Source organism: Pseudomonas sp. PDM02 (assembly GCF_014852285.1).
In the GTDB taxonomy this organism is placed as follows: domain Bacteria; phylum Pseudomonadota; class Gammaproteobacteria; order Pseudomonadales; family Pseudomonadaceae; genus Aquipseudomonas; species Aquipseudomonas migulae.
Genome location: NZ_JACVBL010000001.1, coordinates 634,518 through 657,684, shown reverse-complemented (window position 1 = coordinate 657,684; position 23,167 = coordinate 634,518). Strand labels below are relative to the sequence as shown.

Below are 23,167 nucleotides of genomic sequence, written 5' to 3'. Positions count from 1 at the left end.
TCCATTTCATGGCCAAAAAGGAGGATCCGTGGTCGTCATGTCAGCCCTGCCACCCTCCTCCCAGCGCTTTGTACAAATCGATAGTTGCCGCTCGTGCGGCCAACTGATCACTGATCAACGCTTGTTGCGCAGCGAACAGCGTCCGTTGCGCGTCCAAAAGAGTCAAAGAGCTGTCGATACCTGTCAGGTAGCGACTTTCCGCCAGCCGATAGTATTTGGCACTCGCGCTGACCAGCCCTTGTTGCGCCTCAATCTGCTGTCCAAAGGTCTGTGTTGCAGCCAGTCCATCACTGACTTCCCTGAAGGCTGACTGGATCGCCTTTTCGTAACGCGCCACTTGTATGTCTTTCTCGACTTGAGTGACGTCCAGGCTGGCTTGCAAGCGGCCCGCATTGAAGATTGGCAGACTGATCCGGGGGAAAAAGCTCCAGACACCCGAGCCTCCATTGAAGAGCCCTGAAAGTTCTTCGCTCGAGGTGCCAGCATCCGCCGTCAGGCTGATTCGGGGAAAGAACGCAGCCCGGGCTGCGCCGATATCCGCATTGGCAGCCTTGAGCAATAACTCTGCTTCCACTATGTCGGGCCGACGGTTGAGCAGATCCGAAGGCAACCCCACTGGCACCTCAGGTAAAGATTGTCGCTCCCAATCACCGCTCGACAGATCGGTGGGGAGTTCACCTCCAATCAACAACACCAACTGGTTTCGGTCTTCGGCAACCTGCCGACGATACCGGGCCATCGAGCCGCGAGCGCCTTGCACCAGGGTTTGTGCCTGGCTCAACGCCAAGTCTGAAACGGTACCTACTTCAGCGCTGCGACGTGTCAGCTGGTAGCTGTTTTCATAGGTGTCGAGGGTATCGCTGGTCAGTCGCTCCAGCGCTTGATCGGCCTGCAGAGTGAGCCAGGCATTTGCAACGCTTGCCACCAGCCCGATACGGGCTGAACGCTGTGCTTGTTCACTGGCCAGGTAACGCTGCAATGCTGCTTGATCGAGGCTGCGCACACGGCCGAACAAATCCACCTCATAACTCACGTTCAGCCCGACAGAGTACTGACTCTCGATCGTGGCTTTATCACCGGATGCCAGATCTGCCGGAACTCGCTGACGACTACCACTGCCCGCCGTCGAGACGTCCGGCAACAGATCCGCGCGGCGAATGCGATAGCGCGCCTGATAGGCCTCGACGTTCAACGTGGCAATCCTGATATCCCGATTGTTGGCCAGTGCGGTCTCGATCAATCGATGCAAGGCCGGATCGGAAAAGAACTCGCGCCAATCGAGCGCTGCGGCACTCTCATCACGTGACACTGACGCCAAGGGGTAAGTCGCCGCCACCGGTGCCTGAGGTTGCTGGTACTCCGGGATCAGAGAGCAACCACTGAACAACAACGAACTCAGGACCAGAAAACTGAATGGTTTGATCATGACATGACCTCTTCGTGAGCGACTGCGGCCAGAGCGACGGACGATCGACGTGCGAACAGTGACGACACCGACACATAAAAGAGTGGAACCCAGAAGATGGCCAGGACGGTGGCGGTCAGCATGCCGCCGATCACACCGGTGCCAATGGCATGCTGACTGCCGGAGCCTGCACCGGTGGAGATAGCCAACGGCACAACCCCGAGGATGAACGCAAGCGAGGTCATGACAATGGGACGCAAACGAAGCCGCGCCGCCTCAATCGCCGCTTCGGCATAGCCCATACCCTGCTCATGCAATTCCTTGGCGAACTCCACGATCAGGATGGCGTTCTTCGCCGCCAGTCCGACTGTCGTCAGCAGGCCTACCTGAAAGAACACGTCGTTGGACAGGCCGCGCAAGGTGGTGGCAAGCAATGCCCCCACAACACCCAGCGGTACCACCAGCATCACGGCCAAGGGAATGGACCAGCTTTCATAAAGGGCCGCGAGACAGAGGAACACCACAAGCAGCGAAAGCGCATACATGACAGGCGCTTGAGACCCGGAAAGCTTTTCTTCATACGACAAGCCCGTCCACGCCAGCGCGACACCAGGCGGCAACTGAGCAGCGATGGCCTGTGCTTCAGCCATGGCATCACCCGTGCTGTAACCCGGTGCCGGGCCACCCAGTATTTCCTCTGCCGGCACACCGTTGTAGCGCGCCAGTTTGGGAGAGCCGAAGACCCACTCGCCGGAGGCAAAAGCGGAGAACGGCACCATCTTCCCGGCGGCGTTACGTACGTACCATTTGTCCAGATCTTCAGGGGACATGCGCGCGCTGGCCTGGCCCTGTACAAACACTTTTTTGACTCGGCCACGGTCAATGAAATCATTGACGTAGTTGCCGCCGAAGGCCACAGAGAGCGTGGTGTTGATGTCTGTTTGTGAAACGCCCTGCGCCCTCGCACGCCGGTCATCGATCTTCAACCGATACTGGGGCTCATCGCTCAGGCCGTTGAGTCGAACCGCTGTCAGCACTTTGCTTTCGGAGGCCAGACGCAGGAACTGATTGCGCGCCTGCCCCAGGACTTCGTGACCGACGCCGGCCTGATCCTGCAGGAATAAATCAAAGCCCGAAGCGTTGCCCAACTCACGCACTGCTGGAGGCACCACGGCGAAGACCATTGCATCGCGCATGCCTATGTATTTCGCTTGAGCGCGCTTGGCCAACGCGAGCGCCGCATCTTCAGGACCGCGCTTTTCCCACGGCTTGAGCAGAACAAAAGCCATGCCCGAGCTTTGCCCACGCCCCGCGAAGTTGAATCCATTCACGGTAAACACGGCGTCTACAGCGTTAGCCTCTCCCCCCTGCTCAGGAGTGGCGAGCAAATACTGACGCACACTGTCGAGCACCTTTTGCGTGCGCTCAGCACTGGACCCGGCGGGGGTCTGCACTTGGGTAAAGATCACGCCTTGATCTTCATCGGGCAGAAACGCAGTGGGGATGCGGCTGAACAGCAGGACCATGCCAACGACGATCAACAGGTAAGCCAGGAATGCCGGCGCCTTGTGCCGCAACATCCCGGCGACACCTCGCTCGTAGCGTTGCACGCCGCGATCAAACCCGCGATTGAAAGCACGGAAGAAGCCGAGACGTGCGAGCCCATGCGTCGGGTCATGGGGCTTGAGCATCGTGGCGCACAAGGCAGGCGTGAACACCAGCGCGGTGAGCACCGACAGAGCCATCGCCGACACGATGGTGAGGGAAAACTGACGGTAGATGACGCCGGTTGACCCGTCGAAAAATGCCATCGGCAACAGCACCGCCGACAACACCATGGCAATGCCCACGAGCGCGCCCTGGATTTGTTTCATCGAGCGAATCGTGGCTTCTTTCGCCGACAACCGCTCCTCACGCATGACACGCTCGACGTTCTCGACCACGACGATGGCGTCATCCACCAGCAGGCCGATGGCCAATACCATGCCGAACATCGACAAGGTGTTGATGGTGAAACCGGCGACCGCGAGAACACCGAACGTACCCAGCAGGACGACAGGAACGGTCAGCGTGGTGATGATGGTCGCGCGCAGGTTCTGCAGAAACAGCAGCATCACGAGGAACACCAACACGATCGCCTCACCCAGGGTATGGAACACACCATGGATCGAGTCGCGCACCACTGGCGTGGTGTCGTAGGGGTAGACCACTTTCATGCCGCGAGGGAAAAACGGTTGCAGTTGGTTGAGGGTGTCGTGGATCGCCTTGGTGGTGTCCAGCGCGTTAGCCCCGGGGGCAAGCTTGATGGCGATGCCGGACGCCGGCATACCATTGAACTGGGCGTTGACGCTGTAGGTTTCACCGCCCAGTGCGACATCGGCCACATCGGCCAGACGCACTTCGGAGCCGTCAGGATTGACCTTGAGCTGGATGTCCTTGAATTCTTCTGCTGACTGCAAGCGGGTTTTGCCAATGATGGTGGCGTTGAGCTGTTGGCCCGGCAATGCAGGCAGGCCGCCAATCTGGCCGGAAGACACTTGCACGTTTTGGGCTTGAATCGCACTTTTCACATCGACGGGCGTCAGGCCGAAACTGACCAGCTTCGAAGGATCAAGCCAGATCCGCATGGAGTACTGCGCGCCGAACACCTGGAAGTCACCGACGCCGGAAGTGCGCGACAGCGGATCCTGCATGTTGGATACCACGTAGTTGGCCAGGTCCTCGCGGGACATGCTGCCGTCTTCGGAAACGACGCCGATCACAATCAGGAAGTTCTTGACCGCTTTTGTCACCCGGATCCCCTGCTGCTGCACTTCCTGCGGAAGCAAGGGCGTGGCCAGGTTGAGTTTGTTTTGCACCTGAACCTGAGCGATGTCGGGGTTCGTCCCTTGGTTGAACGTAACCGTGATCGCCATGGTGCCGTCGGAGTTGCTTTCCGAACTGACGTAGCGAAGGTTGTCGATGCCGTTGAGCTGTTGCTCGATGACCTGGACCACGGTGTCCTGCACGGTCTGGGCCGATGCCCCTGGGTAGGTCACCTGAATCGAAATCGCTGGCGGAGCAATGTCAGGGTATTGGTTGACGGGCAGCTTGAGGATCGCCAGCCCGCCCGCCAGCATGACGATCAATGCGAGTACCCAGGCAAAAATGGGCCGATCGATAAAGAACCTGGACATGTTCAGTTCCCCCCAGCCACGGCACCGGCCAACACCGGTGCCACGTTTTGCGCGGCAGTCACGGAGACCTTCATGCCTGGCTTGACGAACTGCAGCCCTTCAGTGATCAAGCGATCCCCCGCTTCGAGGCCACGCTCTACCAGCCATTGGTTGCCCACTGTGCGATTGGCCGTCAGGGGACGCTGTTCCACGGTGCCATCAGCGCTGACCACCAGTGCGCTGGGATTACCCTTCAGGTCGCGGGTCACCCCTTGCTGCGGAGCAAGGATGGCGGCTTGTCGGACGCCGCTCTGAAGTTTTGCACGCACAAACATACCAGGGAGTAGCAGGTGCTCCGGGTTGGGAAACACGGCGCGCAGGGTCACCGAACCGGTGGAGGGGTCGACTGACACCTCAGAAAACTTCAAGCGCCCCGGCAGTCCATAGGCACTGCCATTTTCCAACGCGAGGCTCACCACGGCGGCGTCCGCCCCCGCCGTCTCCAGGCGCCCTTGCTTGAGATCATCACGCAGTTTGAGCAGGTTTGCAGATGACTCCGTGATATCGACATAGATGGGGTCGAGTTGCTGAATCGATGCCATGGCCGCTGCCTGGCCGTTGTTCACCAGCGCACCTTCGGTCACGCTGGAGCGGCCGATGCGGCCAGCAATCGGTGCGAGCACACGGGTGTAACGCAGGTTGATCTCGGCACGCTTGAGGTCAGCCTCCGCCGTCAGTTGTCGCGCCTGTGCATCCTCGAACTCTTGACGGCTCACCGCCTTTTCTCCGATCAGCTGTCGATAACGGTCTGCGAGGGAACGGGCCTGTTGAAACGATGCGCGGGCGCGGGCGACGTCTGCTTCGTACGGTGATGGATCAATGCGGTACAGCGGCTGTCCGGGTTTCACCTCACTGCCCTCGTCAAACAGACGCTGCTCGATGATACCGTCCACTTGCGGCCGCACTTCTGCAACGCGGAACGGCGCGGTACGTCCCGGTAGCTCGCTTTGCACTGTGTACGTTTGTGATTGAAGCGTCACGACACCAACCTGTGGCGGTGTAACAGCTTGTGCGGGGGCCTCTTGCTTGCAGCCAGCGAGCACGACCGCCAGCGCCAGAGCCGAGAGGATCAAGGGAACCGTCTGCAGGGGTTTCATAGGACATTCCTCATACTTTCGCCAGGCGATAGCGGGCCGTAGCCGGCCGAATCGGGGCGAGTTCCAATTGAAAAAATTTGTCAGTGCCGCGGGGTGGCGCGTTGACGACCGGGGTCAGTTGATGGGCATCACTTTACGAACCCGGGCACGCCGGGAGAATCGCTGCCCACTGCAAGGCTTCGTTGCGCATTCGGCAACGCTGCCGTTGCGCGAGCGCGCAATCAAGGCAGCACGCTGTGCGCCGCGATGGCATCGGCCGGCATTTCGATTCGATCAAAAGCGCCGCGCAACGCCGTCTGGTCAAATGCACAGGACGTGCTTAGGGGGCGAGTATTTCCTTGAGAAACTCTATGAACACATTGATGCGGCTGGAACCACGATGATTGGGCAGATACAACGCATTGATGCAGGTGCTTGCACTGCCAGGGTTGACCTCATACTGCTCCAGCACGCGCGTGAGCCGACCTGCGCTGACGTCGTCACGCACCAGCCAATTGGCCAACAGCGTCACCCCGCCACCGGCCAACGCCGCCTCGCGCAGAATGTCGGCGTTGTTGCTTTGCAACCGTCCCTGCACATTCAAGCGGATAACTTCTTCGTCGCCCTGAAAGGTCCAATTGTGGTGACCCGTGCGGTAATCAAAACGCAGACACTGATGCTCCAACAGGTCACGCGGGTGCCGGGGTAGCCCGGTACGCGTCAGGTATTCGGGACTTGCCACCACCCAACGCTGGAAATCACCGATTCGCTTGCTGACGATGTCATCACTGACAACCGATGAACCAAGACGCACGGACACGTCGATTTGCTCGCTGAGCAGGTCACTGACCTCGTCGCTCAGCGAAAGGCTGATCTCCAGGCCAGGATGGCGCTCAAGCAACCGCCCCAGATGGGGAGCGATGATACGTCGGCCGAATTCCACCGGGACGCTGGCCCGTAATCGCCCCTGGGCTTCACTGCCGCGGTCGGTAACGACGGCATCGGCCTCGTCGATGGCCTCGAGGATCGCCACGGCTTTATCGAAATAGTTCTGGCCCGCCACCGTGACGCTGGTGTTGCGCGTGGTGCGGTTAAGCAGGCTGGCGCCTAACTCGCTTTCCAGTCCGGCTACCTGTCGCGTCACTGACGAAGTGGAGATGCCGAGCTTGCGCGCCGCTGCCGAATAACCACCACAGCGAACCGTTTCGACAAACATTTTGAGCGCCAGCAACTTATCCATAAACGGATTCCGAGATCGAAAAGTAAAGGTAACGACTGTGCATGACCAGACGGTGGGCGTCTTGCATGGCTGTGCTCAATCGGTAGCGGGTTTGGGGTTGCATGGCTTCTGACTACCTGCGCGGGCGCTCTTGCGGCGATTCCGCCAATCAAGCGCGTCTATCGGATCAGACGTGGAGTCAGTCATTGCCACTCCTTTTTATCGAGCGATCAGTAAGCTCGCGACTATAACAGAACGTTCATCACCACCAACGCTCCCCCATGATTCCGATTTGGAACGAAGGCCAATTGAAGCCCCTTGCATTATTTCAATTTATCGATTGATAATCAAAATTCAAAAGTAATCGACTGATCAATAAAGGCGTCTCGGCGTTCATCGCCCAACAAAAACAATAAAAAGGAGATTGACCATGCAATGTCCCTGCTGTCTCTCGAAGACCCGTCGCCAACTGCTAGGCATCATGGCAGCTACTGCGGGCGGCCTGCTGGTCACCCGTTTGGTACCCGCCTCGGCGGGGCCGATCAAGAGGGGTGCCGACATCCCGGTGAGATCGGTGGACATCCATGCGCATTACTACCCTGAAGAGTTCTTGCACCTCTTGGGCGGTGATGGCAAAGCTTTCGGTGGAAGCTATACCCGCCAGGAAAATTCATTCAGCTTCGCTACCCCGGCCGGCGGATTAGGGCCTTTGCCCCTGAAATTTATCGATGTGCAAGCGCGCTTGCTCGACATGGATCGCGCAGGCGTCGATGTTCAGGCGCTGTCCTTGAGCGTGCCAATGGTGTACTGGGCAGATCGTCAACTCAATGCCCGCCTGGCACGTGCCTGGAACGATGCCGCGTCAACTGTTCATCGCCAACACCCGCTGCGTTTTGTGGTACTGGCGACGTTGCCGATGCTGGATGTGCACGACGCCATTATCGAGCTGGAACGCACAGCCGAACTGCCCGGGGTGCGGGGCGTTTATATGGGCACCAATATCAACGGTCTGGACTTGGACGATCCACACTTTGCACCAGTCTTTGCCCGCATTGAACAGCTGGGACTGCCAGTGTTCCTGCACCCGCAACAAACGGTTGGCGGCAGCCGCTTGAGTAACTATTACCTGAGCAACCTGCTGGGCAACCCGTTCGATACCGCTATCGCGGCTTCACACCTGATTCTCGGTGGAGTACTGGATCGATACCCACAGCTGCATGTGTCATTGCCCCACGCCGGTGGAGCATTGCCAATACTCGTCGGGCGTCTCGACGCAGGCTGGAGTTCACGTCCCGAGACACGGCGTCTGGCTCAAAAGCCGAGCAGCTATTTGACGCGATTCAGCTACGACACCGTTTCACACTCCGGGCCGGTTCTGGACTATTTGATCGCCAATGTCGGTATCGACCATCTGGTACTGGGCAGCGACTACTGCTTCGACATGGGATACGAACAACCGGTGCGTTTTGTAGAAAGCGTAGGTCTGGGCCCCCGCGAGAAGGCTGCAGTGCTCGGTGGAAACGCGGCCAGAATCCTCGGACTCCGCGGATAACTTTAGCGAAACACTCAATTTCCCTTTGGCCGGTCTGACCGGCCTTTTTTTTGCTCCGATTCAAGCCTTCATGACGAAGTGGACAAGTGAGCAATACCTGGCGCTTTGTCGATCATGCAACTTATCAGTCACTTGTTGACAGGCACGTTGGCGACACATCAATTGTGGTAATTACCGGTATTTGAATTGGGTATTTTTATAAACTAACGCTCGACATCACAATTAACTCCAGAAGCACACAAAGAGTTCCTTCTTAAACAACCTCTGGAAATCACCCTCATGAAATACGCAATGCTCGCCTCACTCATGATGTTCAGCGTTTACGCTTCTGCCCAAAGCGCTTCCAACATCAACGTCGCCACTCCTGAACCTGAGCACTACAATTACTCCGAACACATGGATATCGCCAAAGTCATCAACATCACTACTGCCGAGGACACAAATAACGCTTGCGGCCCGGTGGATGCGCACATGGTGTATGTGGATCACAAGGGCGCAACGCACGACCTGCAATACAAGATATTCGGTAGCGCTTGCCTGAATGGTTAATGCCTTAAAACATGCAGATGCCAAAAAGAGGAGAAAGCTTCGAGCTGAAGCTTTCTCCTCTTTTTATATTCCAGCCTGGAAATACGGCAACAACACCCCGCCTGTAAACGAACTTTATCCAGTTAAAGCGGCTGAATCAGGATCAGTTGATGCCCATGATCCGGTCACCCATGCTCACCCCCCAATCCGCCATACGCTTGCCTTCTGCAAGTTGCAGTTGCTGCCAGATCAGCAAGCCTTTATCGATGTCGCCAATGTCGTCGATCGCTTGAGCCAGGGACAGTGCATTGCGGGCTGCCTTGGCCGTGCTGCCGGCCGTATGAGGGCGCGGCACAAAAGCGGCATCGCCAGTCAGCAACACGCGACCAAACACCATTTGGGGGACTTTCAGATCAAGGATCGCTTGAACGAAAATATCCTTGGTCTGGCGAATCAGTTCACGAAAAGCCGGGTTGGCATGCTGCTCACCCATGTCCCGCAGGTAAGCATCCTGCTGAGCAGCCAAGGCTCCCGGTGGAATGGAGTGGCTACGCCGATGACCATTGTTATCAGTGAGCACAGCATCTAATGCTGCGCCTTGGGCAGCTTTCAAATACCAGAGCCAGTTGAACCGTCGCTCGCCAGGATTAACCGAGCCATTCAAGCCCGGCACCATGTATTCCAACATCAACGATTCAGGGTCTTGTTGAAAGACAAAGTCTTCGTAAAGCTGCGCTTTGGCGAAGTCTGGAAGTCCGTCTTCATCAACCAGACCACGCCAGACTACATACCCCGAATAGGTGTATTGCGCCCCAGGCAACACCAGACTTCGCACGGTTGAACCCGCACCATCGGCACCAATCAGCAGGTCTCCCTCAGCACTGCTGCCATCTGCAAAATTCGCAGTCACTCGTTGCTCATTTTGAGTCAGATCAACCAGCGTCTTTCCACGGTGATAGTGCTCGGCAGGGAAGACAGAGAACAATGAGTTGTAGAGCGTGTTCCAGGACGTCTGAGTTTGCGGCATCGGCTCTTTATGCACGACGGTGCCAGCTCGATTCAAATACAGACGATCATGGGAGCGGACTCCAAGTGCATTGGCCGGTTTGATTCCGGCATAGCGAAAATGCTGAAGGACATCTGCTTGCAGAACAATGCCTCCACCACGGCTATCCATCGCCGCGGGGGATCGCTCGAAAATATCGACGTGCCAGCCAATCGCACGCAACGCCGTGGCGGCGAACAGTCCTCCCAGGGAACCACCAATGACCAAGGCCTTCGGAACGTCTGAACTCTTCATTACCTCTCTCCTCGTAGCAGGGTGATTCCCACAGCCTCTGGATTTGACGTTGCGTTATGCCAACACCGGATAGTCGATGTACCCCTTGGCGTCGCCGCCAAAAAAGCTGTTGCCGTCCGCCGGGTTGAGTTCGGTACGGCCACGCAAACGCGCTGGCAAGTCGGGGTTGGCAATGAACGGGCGACCAAAAGCGATGAGGTCGGCACGCCCCTGCGCGATAGCCTGTTCGGCCGTTTCGCCGGAGTACCCACCCGCCAGCATCAGAACGCCATGGAAGTCAGTACGCAGCTGCTTGATGATGGCGTCCCAGCGGGGATCGTTACTTTCGTCGAGCACCGTGCCGACCATCATCGGTTCTACCAGGTGCAGGTAAGCGAGATTCCAGTGATTGAGCCGGGATGCAATGTAGCCAAAGGTTTGTTCCGGGGTGTCATCGCCCATGCCCATGAAACGCCCCATCGGTGTCAGACGCACAGCAACACGTTCGGCGCCTATTTCTTCGGTCACGGCTTGCACGACTTCGAGCAATAGCCGCGCGCGGTTTTCGATACTTCCACCGTAGCGATCGCTACGCTGATTGCTAGCGCTGTTGATAAATTGGTCAAGCAGATAGCCATTGCCTGCGTGAATCTCCACACCGTCCATACCGGCAAGAAGTGCATTGCGAGCGGCCTTGCGGAAGTCGGCGACGATCGCTTCAATGCCTGGAATGTCCAGTTCCTGAGGAACCGGTACATCACCCCAGACCCCCTCGCCCTTTTCATTCAGGATGAACGTCTTGCCGGGGACCGGCTGCGCGGTCGGTGCCACCGGCAGGCCGCCGTCAGGTTGAAATACCGGGTGCGACACCCGCCCCACATGCCAGAGCTGCAGGAAGATGCGCCCGCCTTCTGCGTGCACGGCTTCGCTGACAGCTTTCCAGCCCTGAATCTGCTCGTCGCTATGGATGCCGGGCGTCCAGGCGTAACCCTGCCCCTGCTGCGAAATCTGCGTAGCCTCGGTGATGATCAACGCGGCACTGGCACGCTGACGGTAGTACTCGACGTTCATTGAGGTCGGTACGTTGCCAGGCTGGCCCGCACGGGAGCGAGTCAAAGGGGCCATGGCGACGCGGTGATCAAGGGTGAGCAGGCCGAGTTTGATCGGGCTGAACAAGTGATGAGTCATGATGATTTCCTGAATGAATAGGGATTGAAAAAACGGCTTAAGCCGCCTGGCTTCGTCTTAGTATCTGGATCATTACTTCGATGGGCTGAGCACCACTGATGACGTCGTCTGCGATCTGAATACTCGGTACCGAGCGCACACCGGAGGCCTTGGTTATGGCCTCCAGCTCCAGGACTTCAGCGGTGCCTTCCTCGGTGTTGAGAAAGTCGACAACTGCCCCCCGGTCCAGCCCCGTTTCGGCAGCGATGTCGGCCAGCACATTGAGGTCGCCGATATCCCGCCCCTCGCTGAAGTACGCCTTGAAAATGGCCTTGATCAGGAGGGACGCGTCTCTACCCGCCAGTTGTTCTCGCCATACCAGCCGATGCCCTGCCAAGGTGTTGGGGGTTTTTTCGACTCGTTGGTAATCGAACTCCAGACCGACAGCCTTGCCGGCGTGGGTCACCTGTGCGTCCATGGCCTGGCTACGCGCCCAGCTGCCGAACTTGCCAGAGCGGTAGGCTTTACGATCCATGCCCTGAACAGGCATGTCCGGGTTCAACTGGTAAGGCAGGAACGTAATGTGGCCGTCAGCTGAATAATCCGAAGCGGCAAGCGCGCGTTCGAGATTTTCCTCACCGATCCAGCACCATGGGCAGATGAAGTCGTAAGTCACCTGAATCTTGGATGAGTGCAAACTCATGGCAGTCTCCGTGGTTGAATGTTTTCACACCCCCACGGTAGGCGGCCGGTCCCCGCCAGAGAATCCACCTTCTGCACAACGTTGCGTTTCGCAAAACGCAAAGGTGGGGCGATCAGCCCACGAGCTGACACTCCGATCCGAGTAACTCGGTGAGGAAATCAATGAACGTATTGATACGTTTCGAGCCGCGGTGGTTGGGCAGGTACAGGGCCGAGATCGCCGAACTTGCGCTGTCCGGATTGACGACAAAAGCGTCGAACAAGGACGTCAATCGACCACTGTCGATATCATCATTGACCAGCCAATCGGGCAAAAGCGCCACCCCGCTACCGGCCAGTACCACGTCACGCAAAACCTCGGCATTGTTGCTCTTGAACTGCCCGTCGACGGGCACGCGAATCGCTTGCCCCTTGCCTGTAAATGTCCAGACCTGCTGCGGTGCACCGTAGTTGAAGCACATGCACTCGTATCGCATGAGGTCCATGGGTTGGTCAGGAAGTCCGCGAGCATTCAGGTACTCGGCACTGGCGACCACCCGGCGTCGAAAGCTGCCGATGCGGCGACTGACCACAGCTTCCATCGCCGCCGGCGACCCCATCCGGATCGATAGATCGATGCTTTCGCCGAGCAGATCGACGATGTCGTCAGATAACGTCATATCCAGCATGAGCATTGGGTAACGCTCTAAAAGCGTGGAGATATGAGGGGCGATGAGGCGGTGTCCAAACGCCACTGGGACCGAAATACGCAGCTGCCCTGCGGGCACTTCACCACGATCCGAAACCGACTCGTCAGCATCCGCCATGGCATTCAGAATATCCCGGCCTTTCAAGTAATAAGCACTCCCGGCATCCGTCAACGTGACTTGCCGGGTAGAGCGATTAAGCAGCACGGTACCGAGGTCACCCTCAAGCCTGTCGATCATTCTGGTCACTGAAGAGGTCGCCAGATTGAGTTGCCTGGCGGCCGCCGAAAAGCCCTTGGAATCTACCGACTGGATGAACATTTTCAGTGCGAGCAGCTTGTCCATGAAACTCCTTCAATGCCATCGGTACATTCCTTGAGCATCCATCTTTGGACAAGCGCGCAAGTGGCGCGAGTTAACGGTTGTTAATTCTGACGTCGTTGCGCTGGGCGCAATGTAGCGTTGCGCCTTGATGGGGTACTCCATCACAACCGCCCTCTCTAAGCTCACGCCACAGAAAGTCGCCGTACGCCAATCGCACGCGGCGGATTGAAAAATCTGTCGTTAACTGAGCTCGAGAGGTAAGGCGATGAAGCGCAAGACGATCATCGGTGCCGTTCTGGCAATCGGCATCGTGGGGATAGGGTTTGCATTCTGGATGATGTGGAGGCCGGAAATCGCCACTGTCAGCCCGCCCGAAAATGCAGATCGCGAGACCCTGGACAGAGGCCGACGCGTCGTCGAAGCGGGCGATTGTGCGGTCTGCCACACACGACCTGGCGGCGCTCACATGGCGGGAGGATTGCCGCTGGTAACGCCCTTCGGAACACTCTTCACCACCAACATAACCCCAGACCGGGAAACCGGTATCGGCCAGTGGTCGCTGGACGCCTTTGAACGGGCCATGCGTGAAGGCATCGCGCGCGACGGCCATTTTCTCTATCCGGCGTTCCCCTACGTGCATTACCGAAAGATGAGCGATGCAGATATTGCGGATGCCTATGCCTTCCTGATGAGCGTGGATCCGGTCAACTACACCGCACCGGAAAACCATATGGTCTTTCCCATGAATTTCCGTCCGCTGGTGTCTTTCTGGAACCTGCTGTTCCTGCATGGGGATCCACTGGAACCACTTCCCGGGCAATCAGCGCAATGGAATCGTGGACGCTATCTGGTCGAGGGCGCGGGACACTGTTCATCCTGCCATTCGCCCCTGAATTTGATTGGCGGGGAGAAAAGCAGCGAGCTGTTCAACGGCGGTATCGTCGACGGCTGGACGGCCCCTGCCCTGCGCGCAATGGCCTCGGCGCAACATCCCTGGAATGAAGCCCAACTGGTCGCCTACCTGACCGGCGAGGTCGCCGAAGGACACGGCGCAGCAGCGGGCCCGATGTTGCCGGTCAGCCTGAGCATCGCTCAGATGCCGGAGGAAGATGCCCATGCCATCGCGCAGTACATTCTTGACCTCAAGAAAACCTCACCGGATGCGACGTTGCCGCCCTGTACCTCTGAGGCCAAGCCCAGCGCCAAGGCGCTTCTGGGCGCCTCGTTATTCGAAGGTGCCTGCGCGAGCTGCCACGGCACCGCCGCCCCGATGCGCGCCATTGAATCGAGGCCAGCTCTGGCCAGCACTTCGGCAGTAACGGCGGACTCACCACGCAATTTAATCCAAACCATCCTGCAAGGCATTCCGATGTCCAGTGCCGCTCCCAGCCACTACATGCCGGCCTTTGCACACAACCTCGACGATAGCCATCTGGCCGCCATTGCCGAGTATCTGCGCACCGAAAGCTGCGCGACCAGACCCTGGACGGACCTGGAGAAAACTATCAAGAGCATTCGGGCTCAGGAGCAGCAACCGTGATCACACTCGACATCAACGGCAAGACTCATGTTCTGGACATTGCGCAAGACATGCCGCTGCTTTATGCCTTGCGCAACCAGGTGGGGCTCAATGGAGCCAAGTACGGCTGCGGCCTGGGTCAGTGCGGCGCTTGCACGGTTTTAGTAGACGACAAACCGGTGTTTTCATGCCTGACACCGTGTGGCGCGCTGGCGGGAAAATCTGTGCGCACCGTGGAGAGCCTGGGCAGCGCCGACCAACCGGGGCCGTTGCAGAAGGCCTTTATCGACGAACAGGCGGCCCAGTGCGGTTATTGCATCGCGGGGATGATCGTACGGGCGCAGGCTTTGTTGGAGGCCAACCCTCATCCGGATGATGAAACGATCCGTCGCCACATGGCACCCAACCTGTGTCGCTGCGGCACCCATGTGCGGATCCTCGCCGCTATCAAGTCGGTCATCGCGCAGGGAGCCAAGGTATGAAAACCTCGACGCAAAACGTCAATCTGAGCCGCCGTGCGTTCGTGATCAATGGTGCGTTGGTGATGGGGTTCGCGATGCTTCCAGGCATTCCGCGCGCCTTCGCCGACACCGAAGTGGACACCTTGGGCACGCAAATCCTGGCACCTGACCTGCCGGGCAGCCTGCGGGCCACGCCCTATCTGGACGCCTGGATCCGCATTGACGCGAAAGATGGCATCACCGTCTACACCGGCAAAGTGGAGCTGGGCACCGGCGTCAAAACGGCGCTCCTGCAGATCGCCGCCGAGCGCCTGGAAGTGTCGCCCGGGCTCATCCGTTTTCTCACCGCCGACACCGCGCTGACGCCCAACGAAGGCTATACCGCCGGCAGCCATACAATCGTCGACAGCGGCACTGCGTTGTTCAATGCTGCGGCCCAGGTACGTCAGCTGTTACTCGAATCTGCGGCACGGCAATGGCAGCAGAAAGTCGCCAGCCTGAGCACGCGGGACGCCGTGATCTACGATGCGCAAGGTCGCAGCATGACCTACGTGCAAGCGGTTGTCGGGGTTCAACTGCATCGCTTCGCATCGGCCAGCTCGCCCTTCAAGCCAGCCAGCAGCTTCACACTGATCGGCACATCATTGCCTCGACTGGACATTCCAGCCAAGGTCAGCGGCGGTGCGGCTTATGTGCAAGACATGCGTCTGCCCGACATGCTGCATGCCCGTGTGATACGCCCACCCCGGCGCGGCAGTCAGCTGCTGGACATCGACGAGGCGGCCCTCAAAAAACTCCCCGGTGTGGTGAAACTGGTCCGCAACGGCAGTTACCTCGCCGTGGTCGCCACCGATGAATGGCTGGCAGTCAAAGCGATGCGCGAAGGCTACGCCTCTGCCCGCTGGACAGAAGGTAATCCGCTGCCCGACTCAACACATATCCATCAACTCCTCACCGAGTTGCCAGCGCGACGCTACCCGGTGAGTGCCAAGGGCAACCTCGCGCAACCTGCGCCACGCGCCTACAAGGCACGGGTGACCAAGCAATACCTCATGCACGGCTCCATCGGGCCGTCGTGTGCAATGGCCTGGTTTCAGGACGGAACACTCACTGTCTGGACTCACACTCAAGGCGTCTATCCTCTGCGCATGGGCATCGCCGAGATGGTCGGCCTGCCGGTGGCACAGGTGCGTTGCATCCACGCCGAAGGCTCCGGTTGCTATGGCCATAACGGCGCGGATGACGCCGCAGCCGATGCCGCGCTGATCGCCATGGCCATACCCGGCAAGCCGATACGGGTGCAATGGATGCGCGAGCAGGAAAATCTTTGGGAGCCCTACAGCTCGGCGATGCTTGCCGAAGTGGAAGCAGGACTGGACGACGGCGGGCGCCTTCGGGACTGGAAATACGAACTCTGGAGCACGCCGCACAACGAACGTATCGTCAATGCCGGGCGCTTGTTACCGGCGTGGCTGTTGGCCAGGCCCTTCACCCCAGCCCCTTCGATCCCTATTGCCCAGCCCGAGGGTGACGGCGACCGTAACTCGGTTCCGTTGTACGAGATACCCAACCTGCAGGTCGATCTGAACTTCGTTCTGACCATGCCGTTCAGGACCTCGGCCATGCGTTCGCTCGGCGCCCATATCAACGTGTTCGCCATCGAGAGCACTGTCGATGAACTGGCAGCGCAGGCCGCCGTGGACCCGGTGCAATTTCGCCTCAATCACCTGAGCGATCCACGAGCACGGGCGGTGGTGGAACGTGTGGCCAGCAGCTTCGGTTGGCCGCAAAAGGCAACTGGCCCCGGCAGCGGAATCGGCTTCGCCTTCGCTCGCTATAAAAACATCATGGGTTACTGCGCCATCGCCGTGCAGCTGCATGTGCAACGGCAGACCGGGCAAGTGACGATTGATCGGGTGGTGGCCGCCGTCGATGTGGGGCAAATAGTCAGCCCCGATGGGCTACTCAATCAGGTCCAGGGTGGCATCGTTCAGTCCGCCAGCTGGACGCTCTATGAACGAATCCTCTATGACGCCAGCGGCATGCATAGCTTCGACTGGAGCGGCTATCCGATCATGCGTTTTCCCGAGTTGCCGAAACAGGTCGAGGTGCACATGATTGATCAGCCCGGCCAGCCATTCCTCGGCGCGGCGGAAATCGTCCAGGGCCCCATGGCCGCGGCGCTGGGCAACGCCATCAGTGATGCCATCGGCAAGCGCTTGCTGGATCTGCCGTTGGCGCGACGTGGTTGGCAGGATGCTCTGGGATCATGAACGCCCCCTGTTCAGAATAAAAAAGGGCGGTGAAGGATCACTTGCACCGCCCTACCCCAACTAAGGGAAACGTTACTCTACTTAAAAACATGCCGTTGGAAGAGAACGACATGTACATGCAACACCTGTTAAAGCGCTGCCTGTCAGTTACAGCGGCCAGTCACAACAGCACTGACTCACCGCATAGTTTCCGCTACAAACTATCGCCTGCGTTTAAAAATCAAAACAATGCCAACTGGTAATTTATAATCACGCGATTCTCGTCTTGTTGGCGGGCGTTCGGGATATTATTCCGCACCATTGCATTTTTCCACATGACACCCAAGCCTTTGAAGGGGCCTGATTGCACGACATAGGCGAGTGTAATATCACGTTCCCATTCGCTGGAATTGCTAGATGCGACAGTATTGATATCATTACCTTTAACATACACAACACCTGCCGTCGCACCAGGCAGACCCAGTTTTGCGAAGTCAAAAGAGTAACGGGCTTGCCACGACTTCTCGCCAGCACGAACAAACTTCTGAACCTGCATTTCCGTGATGGTGTAGGTGGTGGGGCCGTCCCCCTGGTTTAAATAAGGGAAGTCACTTTTCCCATCACTGACTTCATAGCCTGCTCCGAAAGTGTGACCCGCAACCGCGTAGGTAAACAACCCACTGTACAAATCGTTATCGACTTTTCCTTTCAGCGTGTTACCGCCGTAGTAGCCTGTCGTAAAATACGCAGGGTCATGGCCGTTTGCACCATCATCCTTGCTATTAAAGTATCGAACATCACTGGTCAGTACACCTGGCCCGATTGCCCAGTTGTGAATCAGGCCAAGAAAATTCTGCTTATAAAAATCTTTTAGATTGCCGTAGTAGTACTGCAAGGTTAGATCTTTAGTCAGCTTGTAATCGCCACCGGCGTAAATAAATTTATTACTGAAGCGGCCAGTGACCGCATTATTGGCGCCTGCGATGGACATATTTTCATTGTTGCTGGAGTTGCGCCCCTTCACCTCTTCAATTTGCCCGCCGATCAAGGTCAGGTCTTTGATGTCGGCCGAAGAAACCTGGGTTCCTTGCCAGGTTTGAGGCAACAAACGCCCGTCATTGCTGAAGATCACCGGCAGTTTTGGGACCAGAGTTCCAAGCTTCAGTTCGGTCTTGGATATTTTCATTTTCCCGGTCAGCCCCAAGTTGGAGAAATCGTCAACCGCATGGTCACCGTCACTTGGAAATACCACGCCACCGTAGTTCGTGCCCGTCGGATTGCCATGTTTACCGGCGCTTGAATCCAGCCTGACGCCCAGCATGCCCAACGCATCAACACCAAAACCCACAGGCCCCGGGGTATAGCCCGAGATGAATTCGAGTTGAAAGGCTTGCCCCCACTCCGCTTGATAACTCTGGTTGGCTGCTTTCTGAGCGGGTGTTGCCGAGTCTCGGTAATCGCTATTGATATAGAAGTTACGCAGTTTAATCGCAGCCTTACTATCATCGACAAAACCAGCCGCATGGGCTTGCTGCGCCAATACACACATGGCTGTCGCAACAGCAAAAGTACACTTCATTTATTTTCACCCAAGTTTAAATTGTTATTTTTGTATGAACTATTAAGCGACTTTCCAGACGTAGGTATTCCGATAGCTTATGGTGCGCGAGAAGCACACAGCCAAACCTTAGTTCGCTTATTAAAAATCAACTTCTCGCGACCAGCGTTACAGGAGCTACACTTTCATGCAGAAATTTGTAGTTATTTAATGTAGACAGCCATCACCTGGCTTAATCAGCTTTAAGTTGCGCCTTCCATGTTGCCGGCGTACCCAGCTCCGTATCGACCAACTGATTCTCGAATCGACTGCGTTCAACTACGGCGCTGGCGGAACGATCAGTAATGGAGAACCAGAAAATACCGATAAATGCGACAGCCATAGAGAACAGGGCCGGGTATTCATACGGGAACCAGGCTTGCTGATGATGGAGAATCTTGACCCAAACAGTAGGACTGAGAATGCACAGGGTAATTGCAGACACCAGCCCCAACGATCCGCCAATCACGGCGCCACGCGTCGTTAAGCCCTTCCAGTAAATCGACAACAACAGCACTGGAAAATTGGAACTTGCGGCGATGGAGAACGTTAAGCTCACAATAAATGCGATGTTCTGTTTCTCGAAAGCAATCGCCAGCAGAATCGACAACACACCCAGCACGATGGTTGTAACACGAGAGACGCGCATTTCTTCACGGTCGCTTGCGGTACCACGGCGCAAGGCATGTGCATAAAGATCATGAGAAACGGCAGACGAGCCTGCAAGGGTCAACCCCGCCACTACTGCCAATATTGTCGAGAACGATACCGCACACATAAACCCGAGGAAGACATTGCCGCCGACGTTATGTGCGAGGTGAATCGCAACCATATTAACGCCACCCAATATTCCACCTGACGCATCATGATAGGCAGGATTGCTGGCAACCAGGGCGATGGTGCCGAAACCGATGATGACGATCAGTGCGTACCCTATGCCGACAAGACCGGTGGCATAAAGAATACTTTGGCGCGCAGCCTTGACGTTACCGACGGTGAAGAACCGCATGAGAATATGTGGAAGACCTGCCGTACCGAAGACTAATGCCAGCCCCAGGGAAATCGCAGATACCGGGTCAGTAATCAGCCCTCCTGGACTCATGATTGCTACATGGGATGGATGCACTTGGGTAGCTTGAGTGAATAGCTGGTTCAGGCTGAATCCGAATTCGGACAAGACCATGAAAGCCATGAAGACACAGCCAGTCAGCAGTAAGACTGCCTTGATGATCTGAATCCAGGTGGTTGCCAGCATCCCGCCAAAGAAAACATAGATGACCATTAGCGTACCGACGAGAAGCACAGCTGCGGTGTAATCGAAACCGAACAGCAACTCCACCAACTTTCCAGCGCCTACCAGCTGAGAAACCAGATAAAGCAGAACGATCACGATCGAACTGGACGCGGCAAACGCTCGTATGGGTCGTTGTTTCAGGCGATAGGACAGTACGTCCGCCAGCGTGTAGCGACCTAGATTGCGTAATGGCTCGGCAATCAGAAACAGAATGATCGGCCAGCTTGCAAGGAAACCGATTGAGTAAATCAGTCCATCAAAACCGCTGGTAAACACCAACGCGGAGATACCCAGCAAAGACGCCGCGGACATATAGTCTCCGGCGATGGCCCAACCATTTTGGAAGCCGGTAATTTTTCCGCCTGCGGCATAGTGATCGGCAACACTATTGTTTTTGCGTGCGGCCCATCGTGTGACAAACAGAGTAAAAATAACAAACGCTAAAAACATGCCGATGGCAATGGGGTTATGTTTGTGGACTGTGCCCGGAGCGTCGGCAGCGTATACCGCTACCGACGCCAGAATGGCTGAGACTGCAATAAGTAGACGCTTCATTTGTTGAAGCTCCTGATGATTGTTTTTATTTTAGGGTCGTAGCAGGTATTAGTTCGCCATACGTAGACAGCAACGAGAAGAATCGTGAAGGCGAGCATTCCAAAGCCAATTGGAACGCCCCATGTCATCGGTTGCCCTTCGATGATAGGTGTACCCAAACGGGCCGGTATAAAGGCTAGAGAAAGAATAAATCCGAAATAAACTGCCAGCATCAGGGCAGTCATACTCCACGAAAATATCCGTCGCTGTTTTACCAAAGCACGAAACTCCGGATTTTCGAGAATCGGGTTTTGAATAGCGTTATCAACCTGTTCAGCGGACAGGGCCGAGCCACCGTCTTGCGGATATGCATGTTCCATGGTTGTCTCCTGCAAAGGGCTTTTGGCTGAATTAAAACTTCACGGGCACCGCTGTCTCGCGCATTACGGCTTCGGGGGTCCGGTACAACTCAGCCATTTCGCGCTCTTCCTCGCTTTTCAGTTGCGCCTGCATATACGCACCCAAATGCCTGGCATGCTGAACAATCGACGCCCCGAAACGACAGCGTTGCTCGCTATAGTCCGCCAGTGCCTCTTCAACGGATGCATGTCGCTCAAGTGCTTCGACGATTGCCAACGCGTCACCGGCGGCCTTGGTAACACCCATTCCGCAATGGGGACGCGCCACAAATGCCGCGTCGCCGAGCAAAGCGACACGCCCGAAATTCATCTTTGGTACTTCCAGGTCGTAAATTGGCTGGAATAACGGTTGCGCGGCTTTCTTTACAACTTCGGCGAACTGCGGGGCAAGTAATGCCTCTGCGGACTGGTACATAGTGTCGAGCACATCACGGCGTATCAGCGCCGGAGGAATTCCACCTTCAAATTGTTTCCCGCTTTCGTCCCTCAACAAATCGCGCAAATCGTCGTCGTCACTGGTGCGGTACCACACGAAGTTATAACGGCGTTCGCCTACAAGGGTGCTGTTGGAGTGCCCGGCAACTGGATACCCCAGGATCTGCTCGTGTGGCGGCAAACAAAAAGCGAATTTATCGAATAGCGCTGCGTGGGCAGAATCCGATAGAGCACTTTCATCGACTAACCCACGCCATGCGATATATCCAGCGTATTGCAGGTGTACGTCAGGTAAAAAATGCTGGCGGATTGTCGACCGAAATCCATCAGCGGCAATAATGACGTCCGCTTGATGAGTTGTGCCATCGGCCAACGTGACGCTGGCATGCGTGTCAGTGCTTTCAACCGAGATGACGCTACCACCGCAGCGGTACAGGGAGTCCGGAAATGCGGCGCGAAGAACCTGGTACATTTTCCCCCACGCGGTCAACGTCTGAGGGAGCGCGTTTTCAAGTACCACATCGCCATCCTGGGCCAACGTGACACGCGAAAGCACATTGATACCGACAGATGCATCGAGGGGAATTCCCGCAGCGGCCATCGCCTCGAACAATTCAGGGTGTGTAACGATCCCGGCGCCTCGTCCAGCGAGTTCATCCGGAACACGCTCGAAAACCTCAACATCCCAACCTTTGCGTAACAGCATATTTGCTGCAAACAGACCACCCAGCGAACCGCCCACGACAATAGCGCGGGGTTTATTCAACGTATTGATCATGGCCGCTCTCCCACAGTGGCAGCTACATGGGAGGCATAAGAACCAACAGCTTCAATCTCGGAGGCTGGAAAATTGAGCTCGATGGTGACACCTGACGGATCTTCGATGAAAACCTGATGCAGGCCGAGGCTCGGAACGGTGCGATCACGCCAGGCAATGCCTTCGGCTTTGAAGACGTTCCAGAATGCAACCAGGCCAGTTACCAGAAAGGCAATGTGGTCAACGGTTCCAGTGCCTGTCAGCGGGATTTCTTTATCGCCGAGGTAGTTCTTCAGACCTTCGGGGTTGGAGGGGTCAATCCCGATAATGTGGACCGTGCCAAAGTCCTCCTCATCTCCTCCCATGTACAACCAAACGCCAGGAAAATCGAACGGCGGCCGATAGCCAGGGGTAAAACCGAGCACCCTTTCATAAAATCGGCTGGACTTCTCCAGGTCGAACGACCGGATCGAGTAATGAGCGAGCTTCAGGACTTGCATGGTGCCTCCAACGTTTTTTGTATTTATTTATCACTCGATAAACAATACGTCCTGACGAAATTGAAGTAAATAGCCGATGGGGCAAATTTTTGAGGACTGGCCTGGACCACGTCATGGCGACGCAAAAGGGAAGCGGGTTTCAAGCGTTGGGAAAGGGCTTTTCAGGGCAAAATGACATGCGTACGGCCCCTACCACCTGATCAGCTGAAGACTGAAACAGGTGATGAGTGGTCGACAAAAAAGAGA

General features: G+C 56.8%; 18 protein-coding genes. 5 read left to right on the top strand and 13 right to left on the bottom strand.

Annotation, left to right across the window (positions count from 1 at the left end):
- Positions 1-40: 40 nt before the first annotated feature.
- The 4 genes from IB245_RS02950 to IB245_RS02935 all read right to left on the bottom strand — a co-directional run bounded on the left by IB245_RS02950 (position 41) and on the right by IB245_RS02935 (position 6,936).
- Positions 41-1,426 carry an efflux transporter outer membrane subunit gene (locus IB245_RS02950; protein WP_192226432.1) on the bottom strand — a complete coding sequence of 462 codons (1,386 nt, stop codon included), beginning with the start codon at positions 1,424-1,426 and terminating at the stop codon, positions 41-43.
- Complete coding sequence (locus IB245_RS02945; protein WP_192226430.1) at positions 1,423-4,581, bottom strand: efflux RND transporter permease subunit; 3,159 nt, start codon at positions 4,579-4,581, stop codon at positions 1,423-1,425. The genes IB245_RS02950 and IB245_RS02945 overlap by 4 nt, the downstream gene beginning before the upstream one ends.
- Before the next feature lie 2 nt (positions 4,582-4,583).
- A complete protein-coding gene (locus IB245_RS02940) occupies positions 4,584-5,717 on the bottom strand; it encodes an efflux RND transporter periplasmic adaptor subunit (RefSeq protein ID WP_192226428.1) in 1,134 nt (377 codons plus the stop codon).
- 319 nt (positions 5,718-6,036) lie between these two features.
- Positions 6,037-6,936 (bottom strand): LysR family transcriptional regulator, encoded by a 900-nt coding sequence (locus tag IB245_RS02935; protein WP_192226426.1) that lies wholly within the window; start codon positions 6,934-6,936, stop codon positions 6,037-6,039.
- A 409-nt stretch (positions 6,937-7,345) separates the two neighbouring features.
- Here IB245_RS02935 and IB245_RS02930 point away from each other — a divergent pair, with 409 nt between their 5' ends.
- On the top strand, positions 7,346-8,467 hold the full coding sequence (locus tag IB245_RS02930) for an amidohydrolase family protein (protein ID WP_192226424.1): 1,122 nt from the start codon (positions 7,346-7,348) through the stop codon (positions 8,465-8,467).
- Between the two features lie 291 nt (positions 8,468-8,758).
- Positions 8,759-9,016, top strand: a complete 258-nt coding sequence (locus IB245_RS02925; protein WP_225609770.1) for a DUF2790 domain-containing protein — start codon at positions 8,759-8,761, stop codon at positions 9,014-9,016.
- Positions 9,017-9,158: 142 nt separating this feature from the next.
- On the opposite strand, the gene IB245_RS02920 is transcribed toward IB245_RS02925, so the two are convergent.
- The 4 genes from IB245_RS02920 to IB245_RS02905 form a co-directional block, all read right to left on the bottom strand.
- A complete protein-coding gene (locus IB245_RS02920) occupies positions 9,159-10,295 on the bottom strand; it encodes an FAD binding domain-containing protein (protein ID WP_192226420.1) in 1,137 nt (378 codons plus the stop codon).
- Positions 10,296-10,349: 54 nt separating this feature from the next.
- Positions 10,350-11,462 (bottom strand): alkene reductase, encoded by a 1,113-nt coding sequence (locus IB245_RS02915; protein WP_192226418.1) that lies wholly within the window; start codon positions 11,460-11,462, stop codon positions 10,350-10,352.
- Between the two features lie 37 nt (positions 11,463-11,499).
- A complete protein-coding gene (locus tag IB245_RS02910) occupies positions 11,500-12,144 on the bottom strand; it encodes a DsbA family oxidoreductase (RefSeq protein WP_192226416.1) in 645 nt (214 codons plus the stop codon).
- 112 nt (positions 12,145-12,256) lie between these two features.
- Positions 12,257-13,174 (bottom strand): LysR family transcriptional regulator, encoded by a 918-nt coding sequence (locus IB245_RS02905; RefSeq protein WP_192226414.1) that lies wholly within the window; start codon positions 13,172-13,174, stop codon positions 12,257-12,259.
- A gap of 244 nt (positions 13,175-13,418) precedes the next feature.
- Here IB245_RS02905 and IB245_RS02900 point away from each other — a divergent pair, with 244 nt between their 5' ends.
- Genes IB245_RS02900 through IB245_RS02890 form a run of 3 tightly spaced genes read left to right on the top strand, consistent with a single transcriptional unit; the run spans position 13,419 to position 17,406 of the window.
- Positions 13,419-14,693, top strand: coding sequence for a c-type cytochrome (locus tag IB245_RS02900; protein WP_192226412.1), 1,275 nt, complete (start codon positions 13,419-13,421; stop codon positions 14,691-14,693).
- Positions 14,690-15,154, top strand: a complete 465-nt coding sequence (locus IB245_RS02895) for a (2Fe-2S)-binding protein (protein WP_008037507.1) — start codon at positions 14,690-14,692, stop codon at positions 15,152-15,154. Before IB245_RS02900 ends, IB245_RS02895 begins: the two co-directional genes overlap by 4 nt.
- A complete protein-coding gene (locus IB245_RS02890; RefSeq protein WP_192226410.1) occupies positions 15,151-17,406 on the top strand; it encodes a xanthine dehydrogenase family protein molybdopterin-binding subunit in 2,256 nt (751 codons plus the stop codon). Before IB245_RS02895 ends, IB245_RS02890 begins: the two co-directional genes overlap by 4 nt.
- Positions 17,407-17,626: 220 nt before the next feature.
- Here IB245_RS02890 and IB245_RS02885 read toward each other — a convergent pair whose 3' ends face one another.
- The 5 genes from IB245_RS02885 to IB245_RS02865 all read right to left on the bottom strand — a co-directional run bounded on the left by IB245_RS02885 (position 17,627) and on the right by IB245_RS02865 (position 22,921).
- Positions 17,627-18,964 (bottom strand): OprD family porin, encoded by a 1,338-nt coding sequence (locus IB245_RS02885; RefSeq protein WP_192226408.1) that lies wholly within the window; start codon positions 18,962-18,964, stop codon positions 17,627-17,629.
- Between the two features lie 211 nt (positions 18,965-19,175).
- Complete coding sequence (locus IB245_RS02880) at positions 19,176-20,831, bottom strand: cation acetate symporter (protein ID WP_192226406.1); 1,656 nt, start codon at positions 20,829-20,831, stop codon at positions 19,176-19,178.
- Complete coding sequence (locus tag IB245_RS02875; protein WP_008037511.1) at positions 20,828-21,190, bottom strand: DUF485 domain-containing protein; 363 nt, start codon at positions 21,188-21,190, stop codon at positions 20,828-20,830. The genes IB245_RS02880 and IB245_RS02875 overlap by 4 nt, the downstream gene beginning before the upstream one ends.
- 31 nt (positions 21,191-21,221) lie before the next feature.
- The gene (locus IB245_RS02870) at positions 21,222-22,442 is read right to left on the bottom strand and encodes an FAD binding domain-containing protein (protein ID WP_192226404.1); all 1,221 of its coding nucleotides are present in this window, start codon (positions 22,440-22,442) and stop codon (positions 21,222-21,224) included.
- Positions 22,439-22,921: a VOC family protein gene (locus IB245_RS02865; RefSeq protein ID WP_192226402.1), complete on the bottom strand. Its 483-nt coding sequence runs from the start codon at positions 22,919-22,921 to the stop codon at positions 22,439-22,441. Before IB245_RS02865 ends, IB245_RS02870 begins: the two co-directional genes overlap by 4 nt.
- Between the last annotated feature and the right edge of the window lie 246 nt (positions 22,922-23,167).